The organism is Paraburkholderia sp. HD33-4 (genome assembly GCF_021390635.1).
GTDB lineage: Bacteria > Pseudomonadota > Gammaproteobacteria > Burkholderiales > Burkholderiaceae > Paraburkholderia.
The window spans coordinates 1,336,729-1,353,462 of record NZ_JAJEJS010000003.1; the positions used below are offsets into that span (position 1 = coordinate 1,336,729).

A 16,734-nucleotide genomic window follows, 5' to 3' on the forward strand; every position below is an offset into this window, starting at 1 on the left:
CTGGACGGAATGCTTACTCGACCCATCGCACGACAGCTTGCGGGAGCAATCGATACCAAGGCGAAGGAGGCCAGTCAAACTTTGAAGCGTCATCATGCTGCTGCGCCCGGCACCGGTCGCAGCAGGCGAGTGACGACTTGCGTGAGGCCGATGCCGTGGGAGCTCTTGACCAGCAGCACGTCGCCGTCCTTGATCCATGCATCCAGTGCCGCCAGCAGGGCGTCCACGTTCTCGAACCACTGCCCGTTGATATCCCCATGCAGCCGTCTGGACAAAGCGTGCGTCAGCTTTCCGCACAGCAAGACCCGATCGGGGTGCGCCGCACGCACGTCGGCCTCCAGGGCCAAATGCATCGACTGCGAATCCTCGCCGAGTTCAAGCATGTCGCCTAGCACCAGAACTCGCGAAGCGTAAGGCACTTCTTTGGGAGCGGCGTCCGCGAGCACCTGAAGCGCGGCACGCATCGACGCAGGATTGGCGTTGTACGCCTCGTCCCAAACCTCGATGTTCCCGTTCGCATGAACTGTGCGGACACGTCGACCGCGTCCGGGCAACGGTTTAAAACTGGCGAGCTGTCGCGCCACCGGCGACGTAGGCAGGCCCATCGCGGCAGTTGACGCCAAAACCGCTGTCGCGTTCATCGCCATGTGCCGGCCGGCAGCACCGAGTTCGAAGGTATGAACGTCCCCGAAGATGTCGACGCTGACTGTTGAGCCCTCCATGTGGATCAACCGCACATCGCAGTCCACGGTAGTTCCAAACCGCACAACACGCAGCCTCGCCGCCCGAGCGCTCGACTCGAAGATCGGGAACTCAGGCATGTCGGCATTGATGACTGCAATGCTCCCAGGGGTCATGCCGGTATAGACCAGAGCCTTCTGCCGTGCGATCTCGGCCGTGTCGCCAACGCGCGCCACGTGAGCGGGTGCGATGGCCGTGACGATGGCTACATCAGGCTGAATCAGCGCACTGCATGCTTCCATGCGCGCGAACGCAACCTCCTGAACCCAGAAGGTGGCGTTCCGGTTCATCGAAGCGATATTCCACCCGATTCCGTAGGGCGAGTTCGCACTCGTTTGACTGAAATCGCTTGTACCCACACCGCTCAGCGCATGCGCGGCCATTGCGACCGTGGACGTCTTGCCTACGCTGCCAGTCACGGCGATAACCTTCCCCCTGAAGCGGCTGCGGCTGTCGCGGGCGAGTGCTCCTACTGCTTCGTTCAGATCTTCCACTTCCAACAGCGGGCCGACCCAACGTCCCTGGGTTTCCCCGGCTTGCGCAATGGTGCCTGCAGCGCGTGACACTAGCCGCTCGAGTATGTGGGGCCGCAGACCAGAGGCCCCGGCCGGCGCGAGCAACATCTGCGTATTGCGGAACTGGCCCGGATCTGCGCAGATGCCGTCGCATCGCCATTCAGTGGAAGGCGGAGCTGTTCTCCAGCGTCCTTGCGTGACTCGAGCAAGCTCTTCGGCGTTCCAGCCATTTTGAATGTCCATCCTCAACTCTCCGTTCAGCGGGTGAAGAGACTCAGGTCCACGGCGGGTTTCCCTGCGAGCGTAACGGGCAGTCGGGGTTCGGCGAGCATCTCGAACGCCGGATTCTCGCCCAGTCCCATCAACAGATGCACTCGTTGCGATGCTTCGTTGCTGCGATTGACAGCTCGATGGTTCACGTCCACCCGCACCAGAAAGGCAGAACCGTCCGCAGGCAGATGAACACTTTCGATGCTGCCGTCGGCGCGCTGCCACTCGAAGAAGCAGTTAGAGTTGGTAATGATGGGGATATGCAAGCGCCAGGTCTCGGTGTTCGCGTCTTTGTGTAGCGGCATCTCCGCACCTTCGCTTTCCAACTGCATGATGCGTGCCCGATAGGGTTTTAGCCCCCCGCGGGTCAACGTTTCAATGACGCGCATCAGGCCGTCGCCGCAAGCCGCGGTGGGCGTCACACCGCGCGTGCTGAGGCCTCCTGGTGCAATACGCCGGATACCGTCTTCCATCGTTCCGTCACGGCTGGTCACTGCCCAGCCCACGTAGTCGACCCTGTTGTCACGGTATGGCGTCGAAGGCATCTTCTGGATGCGTTCGATGAAATGCGCACGTAGTTCCTCAGGATCCGTCTTGAAATTTTTCAGACGCGCGAACATGACATCACTTGACTGCTTCATAGGCTTTCCTGATTCAACGGTTTCCAACTGGCGGTGAGTACGGCGCCTCAAAATCGGTACTTTCCTAACCGACTATTTTCTCGGCGATAGGATTATTGCGCGGAAGCTTACTCACTCAGTTAATCGTTCGCAATCCTTCTAAACGAGATTTAACACTAAATCGTACGCGTCCGAAAAACCGTTCGTTTGGGGCGATCCAAACATAATTACCCAATGTGTTCTTTCGGAAACCGAATTATTATCAATTAAGGCAGTAACCGGCAGGCGTGGGCGGCATGCAGATCACGCCGCAGGACGGTGGTTGGCAGGGGTATGGTCCGTCGGCGATGCCTCAGGGTGCCCAGGGTCGCACCGGAAGCGCTCTACAGTGGCGGGCTCGAGCGCGTCCGTGACGCATTCGTTGGGAGTCAAGCTGTGCCTGCGCAGGTACAGTCGATTCTTCCTTCTTTCTGTTGCCGCCATTGATCTGTCGGATCATACTGGCCGTGCCTTCGGCGACTTCCCGAGGTGCCTCTGCGAAGCGCGTTCGCTCCAGCTTTCATCCCAGATCCGCGTATTTCACCCCCTCTCCCACTGTACTCACCTTCCGATCCCCTGCCCCCTTTTGTGGAAGCAAGCTATGTCGACGATTCCAGCGCGCTTAGAGCGTCTGCCGTACTCGAGCTTTCATCGCAAACTGCTGTGGCTTGGAGGACTGGGCTACGTCTTCGATGCGATGGATATCTCCGCGCTGGCCTTCATGCTGCCGGTGCTGCGCACCCAGTGGCATCTGAGCAGCGTGCAGACCGGCGTGCTCGGCAGCGGCACCTTCATTGGCTACTTCTTCGGCGCCTCGCTCGCCGGCATCCTCGGTGACGTGATCGGGCGGCGCAAAGTCATGATGTCGGCACTGGTCATCTACTGCACCGCATCGCTCGTCAGCGCCACCGCACAGGGTTGGCCCTTCTTCATGGCGGCGCGCATCATCGTCGGGGCCGGCACCGGTGCTGAAAGCGCGATCGTCGCGCCATTTCTCTCGGAGTTCTGCGCGCGCAGGTATCGTGGCGCCAAAGTTGCGGTCGCAGCTATGGCCCTGACCGCCTGGAGTACATGTCCACACAAGGACAACATACTGATTTATCAGCCACGAAGGGGCCGACTTTATTCGCACTGACTGCAGACGTGCTAGCACATCGCGCCCACCCATTTGCCCGCCCCCGTGGCGCACGCCATCGACATCGTGTTTTCGCTCATAACGAATCCTGTACACGAACAACGCGGTGATGGTCGCACCCGTTGAGGAATTACATGTTCGGATAGTTCGGTGCGCCGCCTTCGGGCGTTACCCAGACGATGTTCTGCGTTGGGTCCTTGATATCGCAGGTCTTGCAGTGCACGCAATTCTGCGCATTGATTTGCAGACGGTCCTCGTCTTCTTCCTTGATGAATTCATACACGCCCGCCGGACAGAAACGCGCTTCCGGGCCTGCGTAGGTTTGCAGGTTCACCTTCACGGGAGCGTTAAAAACTTTGGGGTAGCGATTCCGAGGCCCGACGAAACTGATCGAGGAATACCGCGACCTCGAGAGATATCGCGGGGGGACGTCGTTTGAAGACTTCAAGTCTCTCGCGCAAGTCACCGTTTATCACCGCGCATCGCACTTGGGCAAGCAGATGAACTCCAGTTGGCGACCAACGCATTTGTTGGCGTTTACACATGCGCTGGTTGAGCACCTGATTCACAGCAGACTCGGCCGTCGCGGTCGAGATAGGTTTTCCGCGACGATGTCTTGCGCCGTAGTCGATCGTTGAGCCGCCGTTCGCTTCGACGTATTCAACAAGCTCTCGGGTGCGGTAGTCGAGCTGCGCCAGACTTTCTACAACACCCGGTGTTTCAGGTACGATCACCCGACAGAGAAGCAGGATGCCTTGCATCCTGTCTTTCGCCTTCTCGAGTTTGGCATGCCAGAAGCACCAGCGCAGCTTGTCAACGCGGGATATCAGCACACGTCAGGCGGCCTTTTCCGATTCGGTTTGTGCGTGTATGCCCTTGATGATCTGCTCGAGATACCTCACTCTCATTGATATATGGAACCAGTCCAGAACAGGTGTAGGAGAAAACGGCAATCGACAGGCGATTGACTGGAGGCCATTCGCACCATCGGTTATGACAGACAGTTTCGGTTGATCGCTTCCGGTTGTGGCCTTCACGAGGGTGGTGAGCCGGTCCACGATATCCGGCAACCTCTTTCTCACGAACGCGAATACGCGCGACGTCTGCCCTCTGGCGCTCAAGCGGCCCGTTAGAACCTCAAAGCTGGAACATTCAGATTTGCGTCTCCCTCTAACGAATCCTCCGTCGATGGTCAGGGTCCACTCCGTCTCTCCCTTCGGGGCGCGACACGCAGCAGGCTGAACCGCTTCAATGCGCTCGCCGACGCGCAGTGCCCTGTTCCGCACGGTCACATGGTTCAATGTCTCCCGCACAGGCAGGAACTCGCGCAGCATAGTAACGACCTGCCGGTATGGCATCTGTGCCGAAAGCCTGGCCTCGAGCGAGAGAAGTTCCTCGGTCGCCCGCTCCGGAACGAATTCGGTCATCGGACTGTACGGATACTCCAACTGCAACGGAGTCTCGCACGGACAGCAAACAATCCGGGCACTGCGAAATGGCACGGTACCGAAGACAGTATCCACCTTGCGGATACGCCGATCCTTGAGTTCGAGAAACCGGTGACAACGGGTACAGAAGCGTCGGAACATGCAGACTTCTTCAGCTTGCGCTGCGACCACTACCTGCTGAAGCCTGTGCAGCAGATCTTTTCCTTCGGCCAATGACAGCCCGACCTTGTCCGGCTCAAGCTGGCGATAGGGACGTTCCAGCTGACCGATTTCGAACGTTTCTGTTTCGTCCCAATCGGTGGTGATCTCGACGCGAATTGTGACTTTCATCTCCAACTCCGGCGGCCATGATTGCCCGAATCCTAGGCGCCCGGCGCTGAAACCCCAAGGTTTTTAACGCTCCCGCGTCAGAGTGGCACAAGACACAATGGGCGTCGCGTGGCGTGCCCGGCATGTGCCGTCAACGGCGGCGACGCGCACGAGATCCGGCCACACGGCGGCCGTGGTTACGTCGATGGCACTGGGCGCTCCGTCCGCACCGTTGAAGACGACGCTGCCCTGGCTGGCCAGTGAATACGAGGAAACCGTCGCCGTGCTCGGGAAAGACTTCTGGCGCTATGGCGTACCCGGCAACGAGTCCGTGCTGAACGCTTTCTTGCGCTACCACCATACGCAGGGACTGTCCGAACGGCTCATGACCATCGACGAACTGTTTGCGCCCTGCACGACGGCGCAGTTCTTTATTTGACGCCACACGGGAAATCTCCTGGCTTACGATCTACACTTGAATTGGAAGGGACGCAGCGCAGCCAGAACAACCGACGATGCGACGGCCGTCAGCGACGAGCCGGATAGAAGTAGTGCCGACGCCGCCTCTATATTGGAGACCGGGCATGCCACGGACCGCAAGCCCGGCGCCTTCGTGTACGTCGAGGGGGACACCATGACGCGCGGACAGGTCGTTGGACTGCTGTGCAGCGCCCTACTTGCCGGTTGCCTGTCGGCCGGAGTCGAAGTGAGACCCGAAGAGATGTCGCACTTCAAGCCCGGCGTGACGACGCTGCAACAGGTGATAGCGGCGCTCGGCCCTGCTTCGGTGGAGAGCGCGCTGGACGACGGCTCGACGCTCCTCGTCTACACGTACGTGACATCGCGGCCCCACCCCGAAAGCTTTCTTCCGTTCATTGGGTCGCTGATCGGCGGCGGCGACACGCACACGTCCGCGGCCGTATTCCTGTTCAATCCGCGCGGCGTCCTCAAGAGCGCAAACACCACCACCTCGAATATCGGTACGGGCCTGAGCAGCGGCTTGGGCGCCGGCCAGCACAGCGCCTCGACGCCAGCCGCCCAGCCGCGTGTGGAAGTCAGGAGCGTACCGCCGGAAGCCGTGCAGAGCGTCGAGCCGCTTCCAGAACAGGAAGTCCAGCCGGCGACGCAAAATGACGTCGAACCGCCGCCAGCACAGGAGGGCGAGTCGGATCCAATCCAGTAGCGGGGACGAGCTATCTGACCTTGACCTCGTTCTCCAAAACTTGATTCTTCTCGAAGGCCGTGATGCTTTTCAGCGTCGTTTCGCAGATGGTCGTCAACGCCTCACGCGTCAGGTAGGCCTGATGTCCGGTGACGATCACATTGGGAAACGATACGAGGCGTTGGAACACGTCGTCGGTGATGATTTCGCTGGAGAGATCGCGAAAGAACAGATCCGCCTCCTGTTCGTACACGTCGATCCCGAGCCCGCCGAGCAGGCCGCTCTTCAGGGCTTCGATCACGGCTTCGGTATCGACCAGCCCGCCCCGGCTCGTGTTGGTGAGTATCGCCCCCCCCTTTGCCCGCTCGAGCGTCTTCGCATTAATGATGTGATAGGTCTCGGGTGTGAGCGGGCAATGCAGCGAAATAATTTCGGCTTTCTCGCCAATCTCGTCCATCTTCGCGTACCTCAGGCCGAGTGCCTGGAATTCCGCAGAAGGATAGGGATCGAAACCGATCACCTCGCAACCGGAGCCGAGCATGATCTTCGCGAACACGCAGCCGATCTTGCCGGTTCCGACCACCGCAACCGTCTTGCCGCAAAGGTCGAAGCCGGTCAGGCCGTCGAGCGAGAAATTCGAGTCGCGGGTGCGGTTATAGGCGCGGTGCACCTTGCGGTTGACCGCGAGCAAGAGCGCAACGGCGTCGAAGGGAATGTGCCTCCCTCCTCGCGATTGTGTGAGTGCCTTGTCGGACCAGTGGTTACCTTCCCACGGGATAACACGCGTTTTCTGGACGGATTGCGGCAAACAAGACTGGATTTCTGTCACCGGAGTCACTCGCGGCGAAATTTTGCCCGCGCCGGCGGAGACCTTGAACTTTAATTTGCTGCCGCCGGGGACGGCATCTACGATCGCCTGCTGTTCTGTTGTCGGTCCTGGAATACGCTCGCTGTTGCATGCCGGTCGCGTCCGTGCTCCGTAACTGCGCACGGATAGTCGCACAGCGCAGCGTGTCAATACCACTCCCCTTCAACGCAATCAATGGAAATGCGAACGTGACGGGCCGGAGCGCGCCGGCCCCACCGCAGTGCGCGGATTGCGGGCGCGGCGTCGTGCACGGTCATGCCGCCCTCGTTCGCTCAACTGTGAGGCGCGAAGACTTGCCGTATGCCGCAGGTGCGCCTCTCCGGCACGTTCTGAATCTAACGGCGTGACGTTGCCGTCGTCGTGGCGAGCGACGAACGTATCGCCGGGTGTGATCACGGCCATCATGGTTTTGAGTCGCTTTATCATGAAACTGCAGTCTCCGTCACGCTGTGCTCAATCTTTCCAGTTCGGTATCCACCAGCAGCTTCTTCAGTTCCGGCACGCACGATCCGCAGTTGCTGCCGGCCTTCAGGCAGGCGGTGATTTCCGCTGCGGTCTTTAACCCTTGCTCACGGATCGCCATGCAGATCGTAGTGCGTCCCACACCGAAACACGAGCAGACCGTGGGCCCCGTATCGACACCCTTGCCAATCGGCTGTCCGACCAGCAGTCCGGCGCGGTCCTCCTCGTCGAGCCTGTCCTTCCCGAACAGGCCCGCGAGCCACGTACGTGACGGCAATGGCAATTCCGGGCGCGCCGATACGAAGATGCAACTCTCGATACGATCGTCGACCAGATGTACGGCGCGATAGATGCCTGCGGCCCTGTCCTCGTACTCCAGCCAGTCGGCTTGTGGATCGTCGATGCCGAACAGCGCTTGCGCCCAGCCACCGTGATCGGTGAGCAGTTTGCGCCCCGCGAGTTCGTAGCGCACGAACTGCATGCCTTGGACCCGCGTCCAGTAGGTCATGCCGTCCAGCACCGGAGCGTGACGGCTCAATGAGAAGCCGTGCCAGGCGACATCGAACCTGTCGATTCGAACCGGCGTATGTTTGAATTCGGGCTCCCCGGAGACCGGATCGACTTCGGGATTCACCACCGCGCCGACACGCGCGTCGGACGCCACCTGATCGTTCCAGTGAATCGGCACGAATACGCTGCCTCGCGGCATGCCGCCGCCGTGCTGCACACGAGCGACCATCGTGCCCCAACGGCTCGACACGCGCGCCAGTTCACCTTCGCGCACGCCGCACGACAGCGCGTCCTGCGGATGCAGATCAATGAATGCTTCCGTCACGTGACCAGCGAGCTTCTCCGACTTGCCGGTGCGGGTCATCGTGTGCCATTGATCGCGTACCCGGCCGGTATTCAGCGTCAGCGGATACTCGTCATCCGGCGCGTGGACCGGTGCGCGCGGCGGAGTCGCGACGAACCGCGCCTTGCCGTCGGGGTGCGCATAGCGGCGATCGTCGAAGAGACGCGGGGTACCGTGCGGCGCCGCCCCGTTCGCCGCCAGTACCGGCCACTGGATCGGTTGCAGCGCGTCGTAACGCTCGCGGCCGAGCGCGACGAGGCCGCCCAGATTGAACCGGCGCGGCACGCTATCTTCGATGGGCTGACCGTCTGATTTCCCGTGGCTGCCAGCACTCTCGCCGCCGGTGTCAACCTCGTTGCGATAAGCGCTCAGCCGTGCATGCTCGTCGAAGACCTCATACGGAGCCGAAAAATCGAAGCCGTCATACCCCATGCGCTGGGCGACGTCGCAAATGATCCGCCAGTCCGCGCGCGCTTCACCCGGGGCCGGCAGGAACGCCCTCTGACGCGAAATTCTGCGCTCCGAGTTGGTGACAGTGCCATCTTTCTCGCCCCAGCCGAGCGCCGGCAGCAGAACGTGGGCAAACACATTGGTGTCCGTGTTTTCGACAATGTCGGAGCAGACGACGAGTTCGCAGCGCGCGAGCGCACGCTTCGCCTGATCGCCATCGGGCAGGCTCACAACCGGGTTCGTGCCCATGATCCAGACTGCCTTGATCCGGCCTGTTTCGATCGCTTTGAATAACTCGACGGCCTTGAGTCCCGGGCGTTCCGCGATCGCAGGCGACTCCCAGAAAGTCTGCACGAGGTTGCGATGGCGTGAATTGTCGAGTTCCAGATGGGCCGCCAGCATGTTTGCGAGGCCGCCCACTTCACGCCCGCCCATCGCGTTCGGCTGGCCGGTAAACGAGAATGGCCCCATCCCCGGCTTGCCAATGCGGCCCGTCAGAAGATGGCAATTGATGATGCTGTTGACCTTGTCGGTGCCGGAGGTCGACTGGTTGACACCCTGGGAATAGACCGTTACGACCCGCTCGGTTCGCGCGAAGAGCCGATAGAATTCGAGCAGATCGTGCGGGTCGACCTTGCAGGTCTTCGCGCACTGCGCGAGGTCAAAGCCGTTCGTGGCATCGGTCGAGGCGGCAGCAAGCGCCTCGGCATAGCCGGTCGTACACGTGTCGACAAAATCTGCATCCACCGTGTCGTGTTCCGCCAGAAAACTGAGCAGCCCGTTGAACAGCGGGACGTCGCTGCCCGCCTTCAACGGCAGATGCAGGTCGGCCATCTCACAGGTCGCCGTATAGCGCGGATCGATCACGACCACCTTCATCCCAGGCCGCGTTTCCTTGATCCTGACAATCCGCTGGAACAGGATCGGGTGGCACCACGCCGTGTTCGATCCGACCAGCACGACCAGGTCCGCGAGTTCGAGGTCTTCATAGCACACCGGCACCAGGTCTTCGCCGAACGCACGCTTATGCCCTGCAACCGAAGACGACATGCACAGGCGCGAATTGGTGTCGATGTTTGCGCTGCCAACGTAGCCCTTCATCAGCTTGTTGGCGACGTAGTAGTCCTCCGTCAGCAGTTGTCCCGAGACGTAGAGTGCGACTGCATCCGGGCCGTGCTGATCGATGATCCGGCGAAAGCCGCCGGCGACCTTGTCGAGCGCATCGTTCCACGAAACGTTGCGCAATTCACCGCTGCCGGAATCGCGCAGCTTCGGATGCAGCAGGCGTCCATCGAGCCCGACCGTTTCGCCGAGTGCCGAACCCTTCACGCACAGGCGGCCGGCGTTGGCCGGATGACGTTCGTCGCCTGCAATCTCGGGCTGGCCCGGTTGGCCGTCCCGGCGTGGCGTCGCGAGTACGCCGCAGCCGACGCCGCAATAGGGACAGGTGGTTCGGACCGCGTCACGACTGGCGTCAGGCGGGATTGAAATGACGATGGGAATACTCACGTTCGATTCCGGTTCAGGCGGGCTGCGCCTCGCACAGGGCTTTGCCGAACAACAGACGGGTGCGCAACGGGGCAATGTCGGTCCGGTTCTGGATCAGTTCGAAGTACCAGGCGCCGTCCTTGACGTCGCCGTACAGGACCGCACCGACCACCCGGTTACCCTCGATCACGAGGCGCTTGTAGATGCCGCGTCGCGGATCGCGCAATACGAGATCTTCGCTATCCGGGCCGCCGACGAAATCACCGGCGGAATAAAGGTCGACGCCAGTGACTTTCAGCTTCGTCGCCGTCGCGCGCTGCACGTAGCGGCGGTGGCCGGCACCGGCCAGGTGCGCGCCGCACACGCGCGCCTGATCCCAGATCGGCGCGACGAGACCGAAGGTCGCCGTGCGGTGCTGCACGCATTCACCAACGGCGTACACACGTGGATCGTAGGTCTGCAATGTGTCATCCACGACGATTGCCCGCTCGCAGTGCAAGCCCGCCTGCTTCGCGAGCTCGATATTCGGCCTCACCCCGGCGGTCATGACAACCAGGTCGGCGGGAATCTCCATGCCGTCGTCAAAACGTACCGCGGTGACACGCTCCGGCCCGACGATTTCGGCGGTGCGTGCCTTCATCACGAAACGCAGGCCTCTGCGCTCGAGCGTCTGCAACAGCAGGGCCGACGCGCTCCTGTCGAGCTGGCGATCCATCAGGCTGTCAGTGTCGTGCACGACCGTCACCGACATGCCCTGGCGCATGAGCCCGTTGGCCGCCTCCAGTCCGAGGAGGCCGCCGCCGATGATCACGGCGTGACGGTGGCTGCGCGCGGCGGCAAGCATGGTTTCGACGTCCTGGATGTCGCGAAATGCGATCACTCCCGGCAGCTGGTGACCCGGCACGGGAATCAGGAATGGCTTCGAGCCGGTCGCGATCAGCAGCCGGTCGTAGGTTATCTCGACACCGCTTTGCGAGCGCACGATGCGGCGCTTGCGGTCAATGGCGACCACCGGGTCGCCCGCATGCAGCCGGATACCATTATCCGCATACCAGTCACGCGTATTGAGGATGATCTCGTCGACGCGCTTCTCACCGGCAAGCACCGGCGACAACAGGATGCGGTTGTAGTTGCCGTACGGCTCCGCGCCGAATACGGTGATGTCGTAGAGGTCCGGCGCGAGCTTCAGCAGCTCCTCGACCGTGCGCATGCCGGCCATGCCATTGCCGATCACCACCAGACGCGCACGCGCCGGCGCGCTGGGCGATGCGCCTCCCGAGGTTTGCCCGGCGTATTCGTGTCTCATGCGGCGACCCACACCTTACCGCTCTCGACGCGCACCGGGTACGCGTTGACGGAATTTTCGGGCGCCTCGAGGCACTCGCCGGTGCGCAGATCGAAGTGATGCTTGTAGATCGGCGAGGCCACCACGATGCGTGCACCGAGGCTGCCGATCAGTCCGCGCGAGAGCACCGCCGCCTGCGAACCCGGGTCGAAGTTGGCGATCGCGTAGATGCCCGCTTCCGCGTCGCGGGTGGTCACGTGAAATACCGCGACCTGCTCGCCGTTTACGAGCGCGCAGACGCCCGTATTCGGCACGATGTCGTCGAGCGCGCACACGGGCATCCAGGATTGTGGAAGTCGATCGTTGTTCATGCTGCGTTCCTCACATCAGGTTGTGGTGAATGGTCAGACGGTCTCGACGACCACAGGTATCGGGAATTGCCTCGCTTGCCGCTCCGCCGGCGTTGCCGGACGAATCTGGCCGCGCTCCTCGACGAAGGTCACGTTCTCGTCGGGCTTGTCGCTGTTGACGAAATGGCGGAAGCGCTTGCGCGTTTCAGGATCGGTCACGGCCTTCTTCCACTCGCACTCATAGGTACTCACCACGTGCTGCATTTCCGCCTCCAGCTCCGCAGCGAGTCCCAGTTTGTCGTGCACGATGACGTCGATCAGGTATTCAAGCCCGCCCTCGAGGTTCTCGCGCCATACGCTGGTGCGCTGCAGACGGTCCGCGGTGCGCACGTAAAACATCAGAAAGCGGTCGATGTAGCGCACGAGCGTCTCACGATCGAGATCCGACGCGAGCAGCTCGGCGTGGCGCGGCTTCATCCCGCCGTTGCCGCACACATAGAGGTTCCAGCCCTTTTCGGTAGCAATGATGCCGATGTCCTTGCCCTGTGCTTCCGCGCATTCGCGGGTGCAGCCCGACACGCCAAACTTGAGCTTGTGGGGTGAGCGCAGGCCCTTGTAGCGGTTTTCCATCGCCACGGCGAGCCCCACCGAATCGCCGACGCCGTAGCGGCACCACGTCGAGCCGACGCAGGACTTCACGGTGCGTAGCGATTTGCCGTACGCGTGGCCCGATTCGAAGCCGGCGTCGATCAGCTCTTCCCAGATCAGCGGCAATTGATCGACACGCGCGCCGAACAGATCGACCCGCTGGCCACCGGTGATCTTCGTATAAAGGCCGTATTTCTTCGCCACCTGGCCAACGGCAATGAGGCCCTCTGGCGTGACCTCGCCGCCCGGCATGCGCGGTACGACCGAATACGTGCCGTCACGCTGGATGTTGGCGAGGTAGTAGTCATTCGAGTCCTGCAGCCCGGCGTGTTCTTTCTTGAGCACGAACTCATTCCAGCACGACGCCAGGATACCGGCGACCGCCGGCTTGCAGATGTCGCAGCCAAGGCCATGACCATGCTTTTCCAGCAGTGCGCCAAAGGTCTTGATGCGTTCGACGCGCACGATGTGGTACAGCTCCTGCCGCGAGTAGGAAAAGTGCTCGCACAGGTGGTTGTTGACCGCGAGGCCCTGCTTCTTCATCTCGGCCTTCATCACCTGCGTGACGAGCGGCACGCAGCCGCCGCACGAGGTGCCGGCGCAGGTCGTGCTCTTCACGCTGCCAATGTCGGTCGCGCCCGCGCAGACCGCCGCGCAGATTTCGCCTTTGGAGACGTTGTTGCACGAGCAGATCTGCGCGGCCTCGGGCAGCGCGTCGACGCCGAGTCCAGGCTTCGCCTTGCCGTCGCTTTGCGGCAGGATCAGGAATTCCGGTGCTTCGGGCAACTCGATGCTGTTGAGCATCATCTGCAGCAACGTGCCGTATTCGGTCGCGTCGCCCACCATGACGGCACCGAGAAGCTGCTTGCCGCACTCGGACACCACCAGCTTCTTGTAGACCTGTTTGCGTTCGTCGCTGAACTGGTACGTGCGGCTGCCCGGCGTCTTGCCGTGCGCATCGCCGATGCTGGCGACGTCCACGCCCATCAATTTGAGCTTGGTGCTCATGTCCGCGCCGGTGAAGCCTGCGTCATTACCGAGCAGGTGCTTCGCAGCGACGCGCGCCATGTCGTAGCCAGGTGCGACGAGTCCGTACACCATGCCGTTCCACGCTGCGCATTCGCCGATCGCGTAGATGTCGGGGTCGCTGGTGCGGCAGTTCGCATCGATCGCGATGCCACCGCGCGGACCCAGTTCGAGGCCGCAGGCGCGCGCAATCTCGTCGCGCGGACGGATGCCGGCGGAGAACACGATCATGTCGGTGTCGAGATGCGTGCCGTCGGCGAACTGCATGCGGTGCGCGCCCGACTCGCCATCGACGATCGCCAGCGTGTGCTTGCCGGTGTGGACCTGCACGCCCAGTTCCTCGATCCTGGTGCGCAGCACGCGGCCCCCGCCTTCGTCGACCTGCACCGCCATCAGGCGCGGCGCAAACTCGACGACATGCGCGGCCAGCCCCATATCGTGCAGTGCCTTCGCGCACTCGAGGCCGAGCAGACCGCCGCCGACCACGACACCCGACTTCGCCCGCGCGCCGCATGCCTGCATCGCTTCGAGATCTTCGATGGTGCGATAGACAAAGCAGTCCTGACGATCGCTACCGGCCATCGGCGGAACGAACGGCGAGGAGCCGGTCGCGAGCACGAGTTTGTCGTAGGACAGCGTCTCGCCGCTCGCAAGGCTCACCGTGTGAGCTTGCCGGTCGATCGAGACCGCCTTGGTGCTGAGCTTGAGCAACACGTTCTCGCGCTCGAAGAAGCCCGGTTTGACAAGCGACAGGTCCTCGGCGGATTTGCCAGAAAAGAATTCGGACAGGTGAACACGGTCATACGCGGGCCGCGGTTCTTCGCACAGCACCGTGATGTGCAGCGCGGACCGCGGGTCGTCCACGAGACATTCGAGAAGCTTGTGACCGACCATCCCGTGGCCAACGACCACGACGTTCGTGACCGGGGTCTCATCCATTTCCAACGTGGTTCGCGCCATGATTTGTCCGGCAAATAAAAAGGCGTCCCGCGGATGCAATCGCAAGTGCGACTGAATTCGGGGACGCCGTTGTCCAAAAACCTGTGATCTGAAGCGAGACTTTCTGCTGCGTGCTGGTCGGATCGCCGTTGATCCGCGCTCACGTTCATGCAAACACCATGCCATAACTGGACAAGCCCGCCGCCGGGGGGCTGCGGCGGATTGCAAGGCGTTTGCGTTCAGTACCGGGTGATGCATTCTGATGCGGTGGAGCGCAATGTTGGTGCGGCGCAGCACCTTCTGCGTGCACCGGCTCGTGACATGCGCTGCCTGCACATGCGACGCGCGTCCTCTGCGAGGCGCCCGCGCGTGCATGGATACGACTCCATCAATTCGTCACGCCCTGGGCGCTGGCGGCGTCCAACGCGCGCTCGCGCAGCGCCGCTTCGCTCGCCTTGTGCTCACTGCTGAAGCGCACCGCCAGCGCACACAGCGCGGACACCGCGACGAGGACGCCGAGCGTCGCCAGCGTCTGCTGGATACTGCCGACGCCCTTCATCAGAAAGCCGGCGGCCACCGCGCCGACATTGCCTCCCGCGCCAACGATGCCGGCCACGCCACCCAGCGCCTTACGGTCAATGAACGGAACCAGCGCATAGGTCGCTCCGCAGGCCATGTGGGTGAACAGCCCAAAAACGAGCATGGCGACGAGAGCCAGTGCGATGCTATCCGCGTGCGCGAAGCACATCAGGCCGAGTCCTTCGCCAACCATCAGCGCGCAGAGCAAGGTCGCGCGAACGTCGAGGCCGCGCCGCGAAGCGGCCTTGTCCGAGAGCCAGCCGCCCAACGCGCGGGCGAACAGCGCGAGCAGCCCGAAGCTGCCGGCGGCGATGCCCGCAGCCTTCAGCGACAGATGAAAATGATCGACGTAGTAGATCGCTGCGACGTTGTGAAAGAAGACCTCGACACCGAAACACGCGGCGTAGGTAATGAACAGCATCCACACGCGATAGTTCGCGCAGGCCGCCCGGAAGCTCGCCCAACCGCCTTTCTTGCCACCTTCAATCGCAATTCCGCGCGCCCGCAGTTCCGCAACGTTTCCTTGCGGGCAATCCTGCGTGAAGCGCCAGTAAAAGATCGCCATTACAGGCATCGCCAGGGCCGGCACCACCAGCGCAACGCGCCACGCCGACGACTGCTCAACGCCGAGCGCCATGATCGCTGCCAGCAGCAGCGGCACGAATATCTGCGCAGCACCTGCCCCGGTGTTGCCCCACCCGGCCGTCGCCGCATTGGCAGTGCCGACTACGTTCGGCGCGAACATCATCGAGGTGTGATACTGGCTGATGACAAAGCATGCACCCACCGCGCCAATGCACAGGCGGCACAGCAGGAAGCTCTCGTAGCCCGTGGCGAGTGCCGCGCCGAGCACCGGAAACGCACCCGCGAGCATCAGCGCGCAGTACATCTTGCGCGGGCCGTAGCGGTCGCATAGCGGACCAATTACAAGTCGCACGAGTATCGTCACCGCGACCGCAGCGATGCTGATATTCGCGACCTGGTCGACGGAAAGACCGAATTCGCTCTTGATCAGCGGCATCAATGGCGCACAGGAAAACCAGGCGAAGAAGCAGACGAAGAACGCCATCCACGTCAGATGGAAAGCGCGCATGGGTGGTGTGCGCAGGCTGAAGAGTTCGATGCGAGTTGCCTTGTCCGTCATCGTGGTTCCAGAAAAATGAAAAAAGCGTCCCGCGAACCGGGTCAGATGACCGGTTTCGGGGGACGCCGTTGTCCAAAAGCCCGTTGGGATGCTGCGATTAATTCGAATGAAGATAGGTCGACTTTGATCCTATGCTGGCTCTACATGCACATGCCATGCCATCCCGCAGAATTCGGTGTGCGGCATGCGAGATAGCCGGAAACAGCATGGCGCGCGGCATGTCCTTTTGACGGGACGAGCAGATCCTGACGCAATCACGCACGACAGCGGTGCAGCGCAGCACCACTGTCGTGCGATAGGTGCAGACCGCCCCCACGGCAATACCTATCTCAGGACATTGCTCGTTCACGGCGCCCGAAGCATCATCTATCGCGTGAAAGATTCAGCACCTGATTGACTGCAC

The 16,734-nt window shown here is 61.9% G+C and carries 11 protein-coding genes and 2 pseudogenes; 3 read left to right on the plus strand and 10 right to left on the minus strand.

Annotated features, from left to right (window positions below):
* Positions 1-92: 92 nt before the first annotated feature.
* Together L0U84_RS40650 and L0U84_RS40655 are read right to left on the minus strand one after the other, a co-directional pair.
* A complete protein-coding gene (locus tag L0U84_RS40650) occupies positions 93-1,499 on the minus strand; it encodes a UDP-N-acetylmuramoyl-tripeptide--D-alanyl-D-alanine ligase (protein WP_233859388.1) in 1,407 nt (468 codons plus the stop codon).
* A gap of 14 nt (positions 1,500-1,513) precedes the next feature.
* The gene (locus L0U84_RS40655) at positions 1,514-2,167 is read right to left on the minus strand and encodes an aspartyl/asparaginyl beta-hydroxylase domain-containing protein (protein WP_233859389.1); all 654 of its coding nucleotides are present in this window, start codon (positions 2,165-2,167) and stop codon (positions 1,514-1,516) included.
* Positions 2,168-2,786: 619 nt separating this feature from the next.
* Here L0U84_RS40655 and L0U84_RS40660 point away from each other — a divergent pair.
* Positions 2,787-3,320 carry an MFS transporter gene (locus tag L0U84_RS40660; protein WP_267940148.1) on the plus strand — a complete coding sequence of 178 codons (534 nt, stop codon included), beginning with the start codon at positions 2,787-2,789 and terminating at the stop codon, positions 3,318-3,320.
* Positions 3,321-3,450: 130 nt separating this feature from the next.
* Here the strand turns inward: L0U84_RS40660 and L0U84_RS40665 are convergent.
* Together L0U84_RS40665 and L0U84_RS40670 are read right to left on the minus strand one after the other, a co-directional pair.
* Positions 3,451-3,669 (minus strand): annotated as a pseudogene (locus tag L0U84_RS40665) (4Fe-4S dicluster domain-containing protein); the annotation flags it as partial.
* A 95-nt stretch (positions 3,670-3,764) separates the two neighbouring features.
* Positions 3,765-5,098 (minus strand): annotated as a pseudogene (locus L0U84_RS40670) (ISKra4 family transposase); the annotation flags it as partial.
* A 97-nt stretch (positions 5,099-5,195) separates the two neighbouring features.
* Here L0U84_RS40670 and L0U84_RS40675 point away from each other — a divergent pair.
* Together L0U84_RS40675 and L0U84_RS40680 are read left to right on the plus strand one after the other, a co-directional pair.
* Positions 5,196-5,516, plus strand: a complete 321-nt coding sequence (locus tag L0U84_RS40675; RefSeq protein WP_233859392.1) for a hypothetical protein — start codon at positions 5,196-5,198, stop codon at positions 5,514-5,516.
* A gap of 36 nt (positions 5,517-5,552) precedes the next feature.
* Positions 5,553-6,260 (plus strand): hypothetical protein, encoded by a 708-nt coding sequence (locus L0U84_RS40680; protein WP_233859394.1) that lies wholly within the window; start codon positions 5,553-5,555, stop codon positions 6,258-6,260.
* Between the two features lie 10 nt (positions 6,261-6,270).
* Here the strand turns inward: L0U84_RS40680 and L0U84_RS40685 are convergent, their stop codons facing one another.
* The 6 genes from L0U84_RS40685 to L0U84_RS40710 all read right to left on the minus strand — a co-directional run bounded on the left by L0U84_RS40685 (position 6,271) and on the right by L0U84_RS40710 (position 16,331).
* The gene (locus tag L0U84_RS40685) at positions 6,271-7,230 is read right to left on the minus strand and encodes an NAD(P)-dependent oxidoreductase (protein WP_233859396.1); all 960 of its coding nucleotides are present in this window, start codon (positions 7,228-7,230) and stop codon (positions 6,271-6,273) included.
* A gap of 319 nt (positions 7,231-7,549) precedes the next feature.
* Complete coding sequence (locus L0U84_RS40690; RefSeq protein ID WP_442794116.1) at positions 7,550-10,381, minus strand: molybdopterin-dependent oxidoreductase; 2,832 nt, start codon at positions 10,379-10,381, stop codon at positions 7,550-7,552.
* 13 nt (positions 10,382-10,394) lie between these two features.
* On the minus strand, positions 10,395-11,666 hold the full coding sequence (locus L0U84_RS40695) for an NAD(P)/FAD-dependent oxidoreductase (protein WP_233859398.1): 1,272 nt from the start codon (positions 11,664-11,666) through the stop codon (positions 10,395-10,397).
* Positions 11,663-12,016, minus strand: coding sequence for a nitrite reductase small subunit NirD (gene nirD, locus L0U84_RS40700; protein WP_233859400.1), 354 nt, complete (start codon positions 12,014-12,016; stop codon positions 11,663-11,665). The genes L0U84_RS40695 and nirD overlap by 4 nt, the downstream gene beginning before the upstream one ends.
* A gap of 33 nt (positions 12,017-12,049) precedes the next feature.
* Positions 12,050-14,608 carry a nitrite reductase large subunit NirB gene (gene nirB, locus L0U84_RS40705; protein WP_233859894.1) on the minus strand — a complete coding sequence of 853 codons (2,559 nt, stop codon included), beginning with the start codon at positions 14,606-14,608 and terminating at the stop codon, positions 12,050-12,052.
* 388 nt (positions 14,609-14,996) lie between these two features.
* Positions 14,997-16,331: an MFS transporter gene (locus L0U84_RS40710; protein ID WP_233859401.1), complete on the minus strand. Its 1,335-nt coding sequence runs from the start codon at positions 16,329-16,331 to the stop codon at positions 14,997-14,999.
* Positions 16,332-16,734: the final 403 nt, after the last annotated feature.

Coding starts and splice junctions, on each gene's coding strand:
- L0U84_RS40650 (WP_233859388.1), bottom strand. CDS start 1,499: ATGGACATTCAAAATGGCTGGAACGCCGAAGAGCTTGCTCGAGTCACG.
- L0U84_RS40655 (WP_233859389.1), bottom strand. CDS start 2,167: ATGAAGCAGTCAAGTGATGTCATGTTCGCGCGTCTGAAAAATTTCAAG.
- L0U84_RS40660 (WP_267940148.1), top strand. CDS start 2,787: ATGTCGACGATTCCAGCGCGCTTAGAGCGTCTGCCGTACTCGAGCTTT.
- L0U84_RS40675 (WP_233859392.1), top strand. CDS start 5,196: ATGGGCGTCGCGTGGCGTGCCCGGCATGTGCCGTCAACGGCGGCGACG.
- L0U84_RS40695 (WP_233859398.1), bottom strand. CDS start 11,666: ATGAGACACGAATACGCCGGGCAAACCTCGGGAGGCGCATCGCCCAGC.
- nirD (WP_233859400.1), bottom strand. CDS start 12,016: ATGAACAACGATCGACTTCCACAATCCTGGATGCCCGTGTGCGCGCTC.
- nirB (WP_233859894.1), bottom strand. CDS start 14,608: ATGGATGAGACCCCGGTCACGAACGTCGTGGTCGTTGGCCACGGGATG.
- L0U84_RS40710 (WP_233859401.1), bottom strand. CDS start 16,331: ATGACGGACAAGGCAACTCGCATCGAACTCTTCAGCCTGCGCACACCA.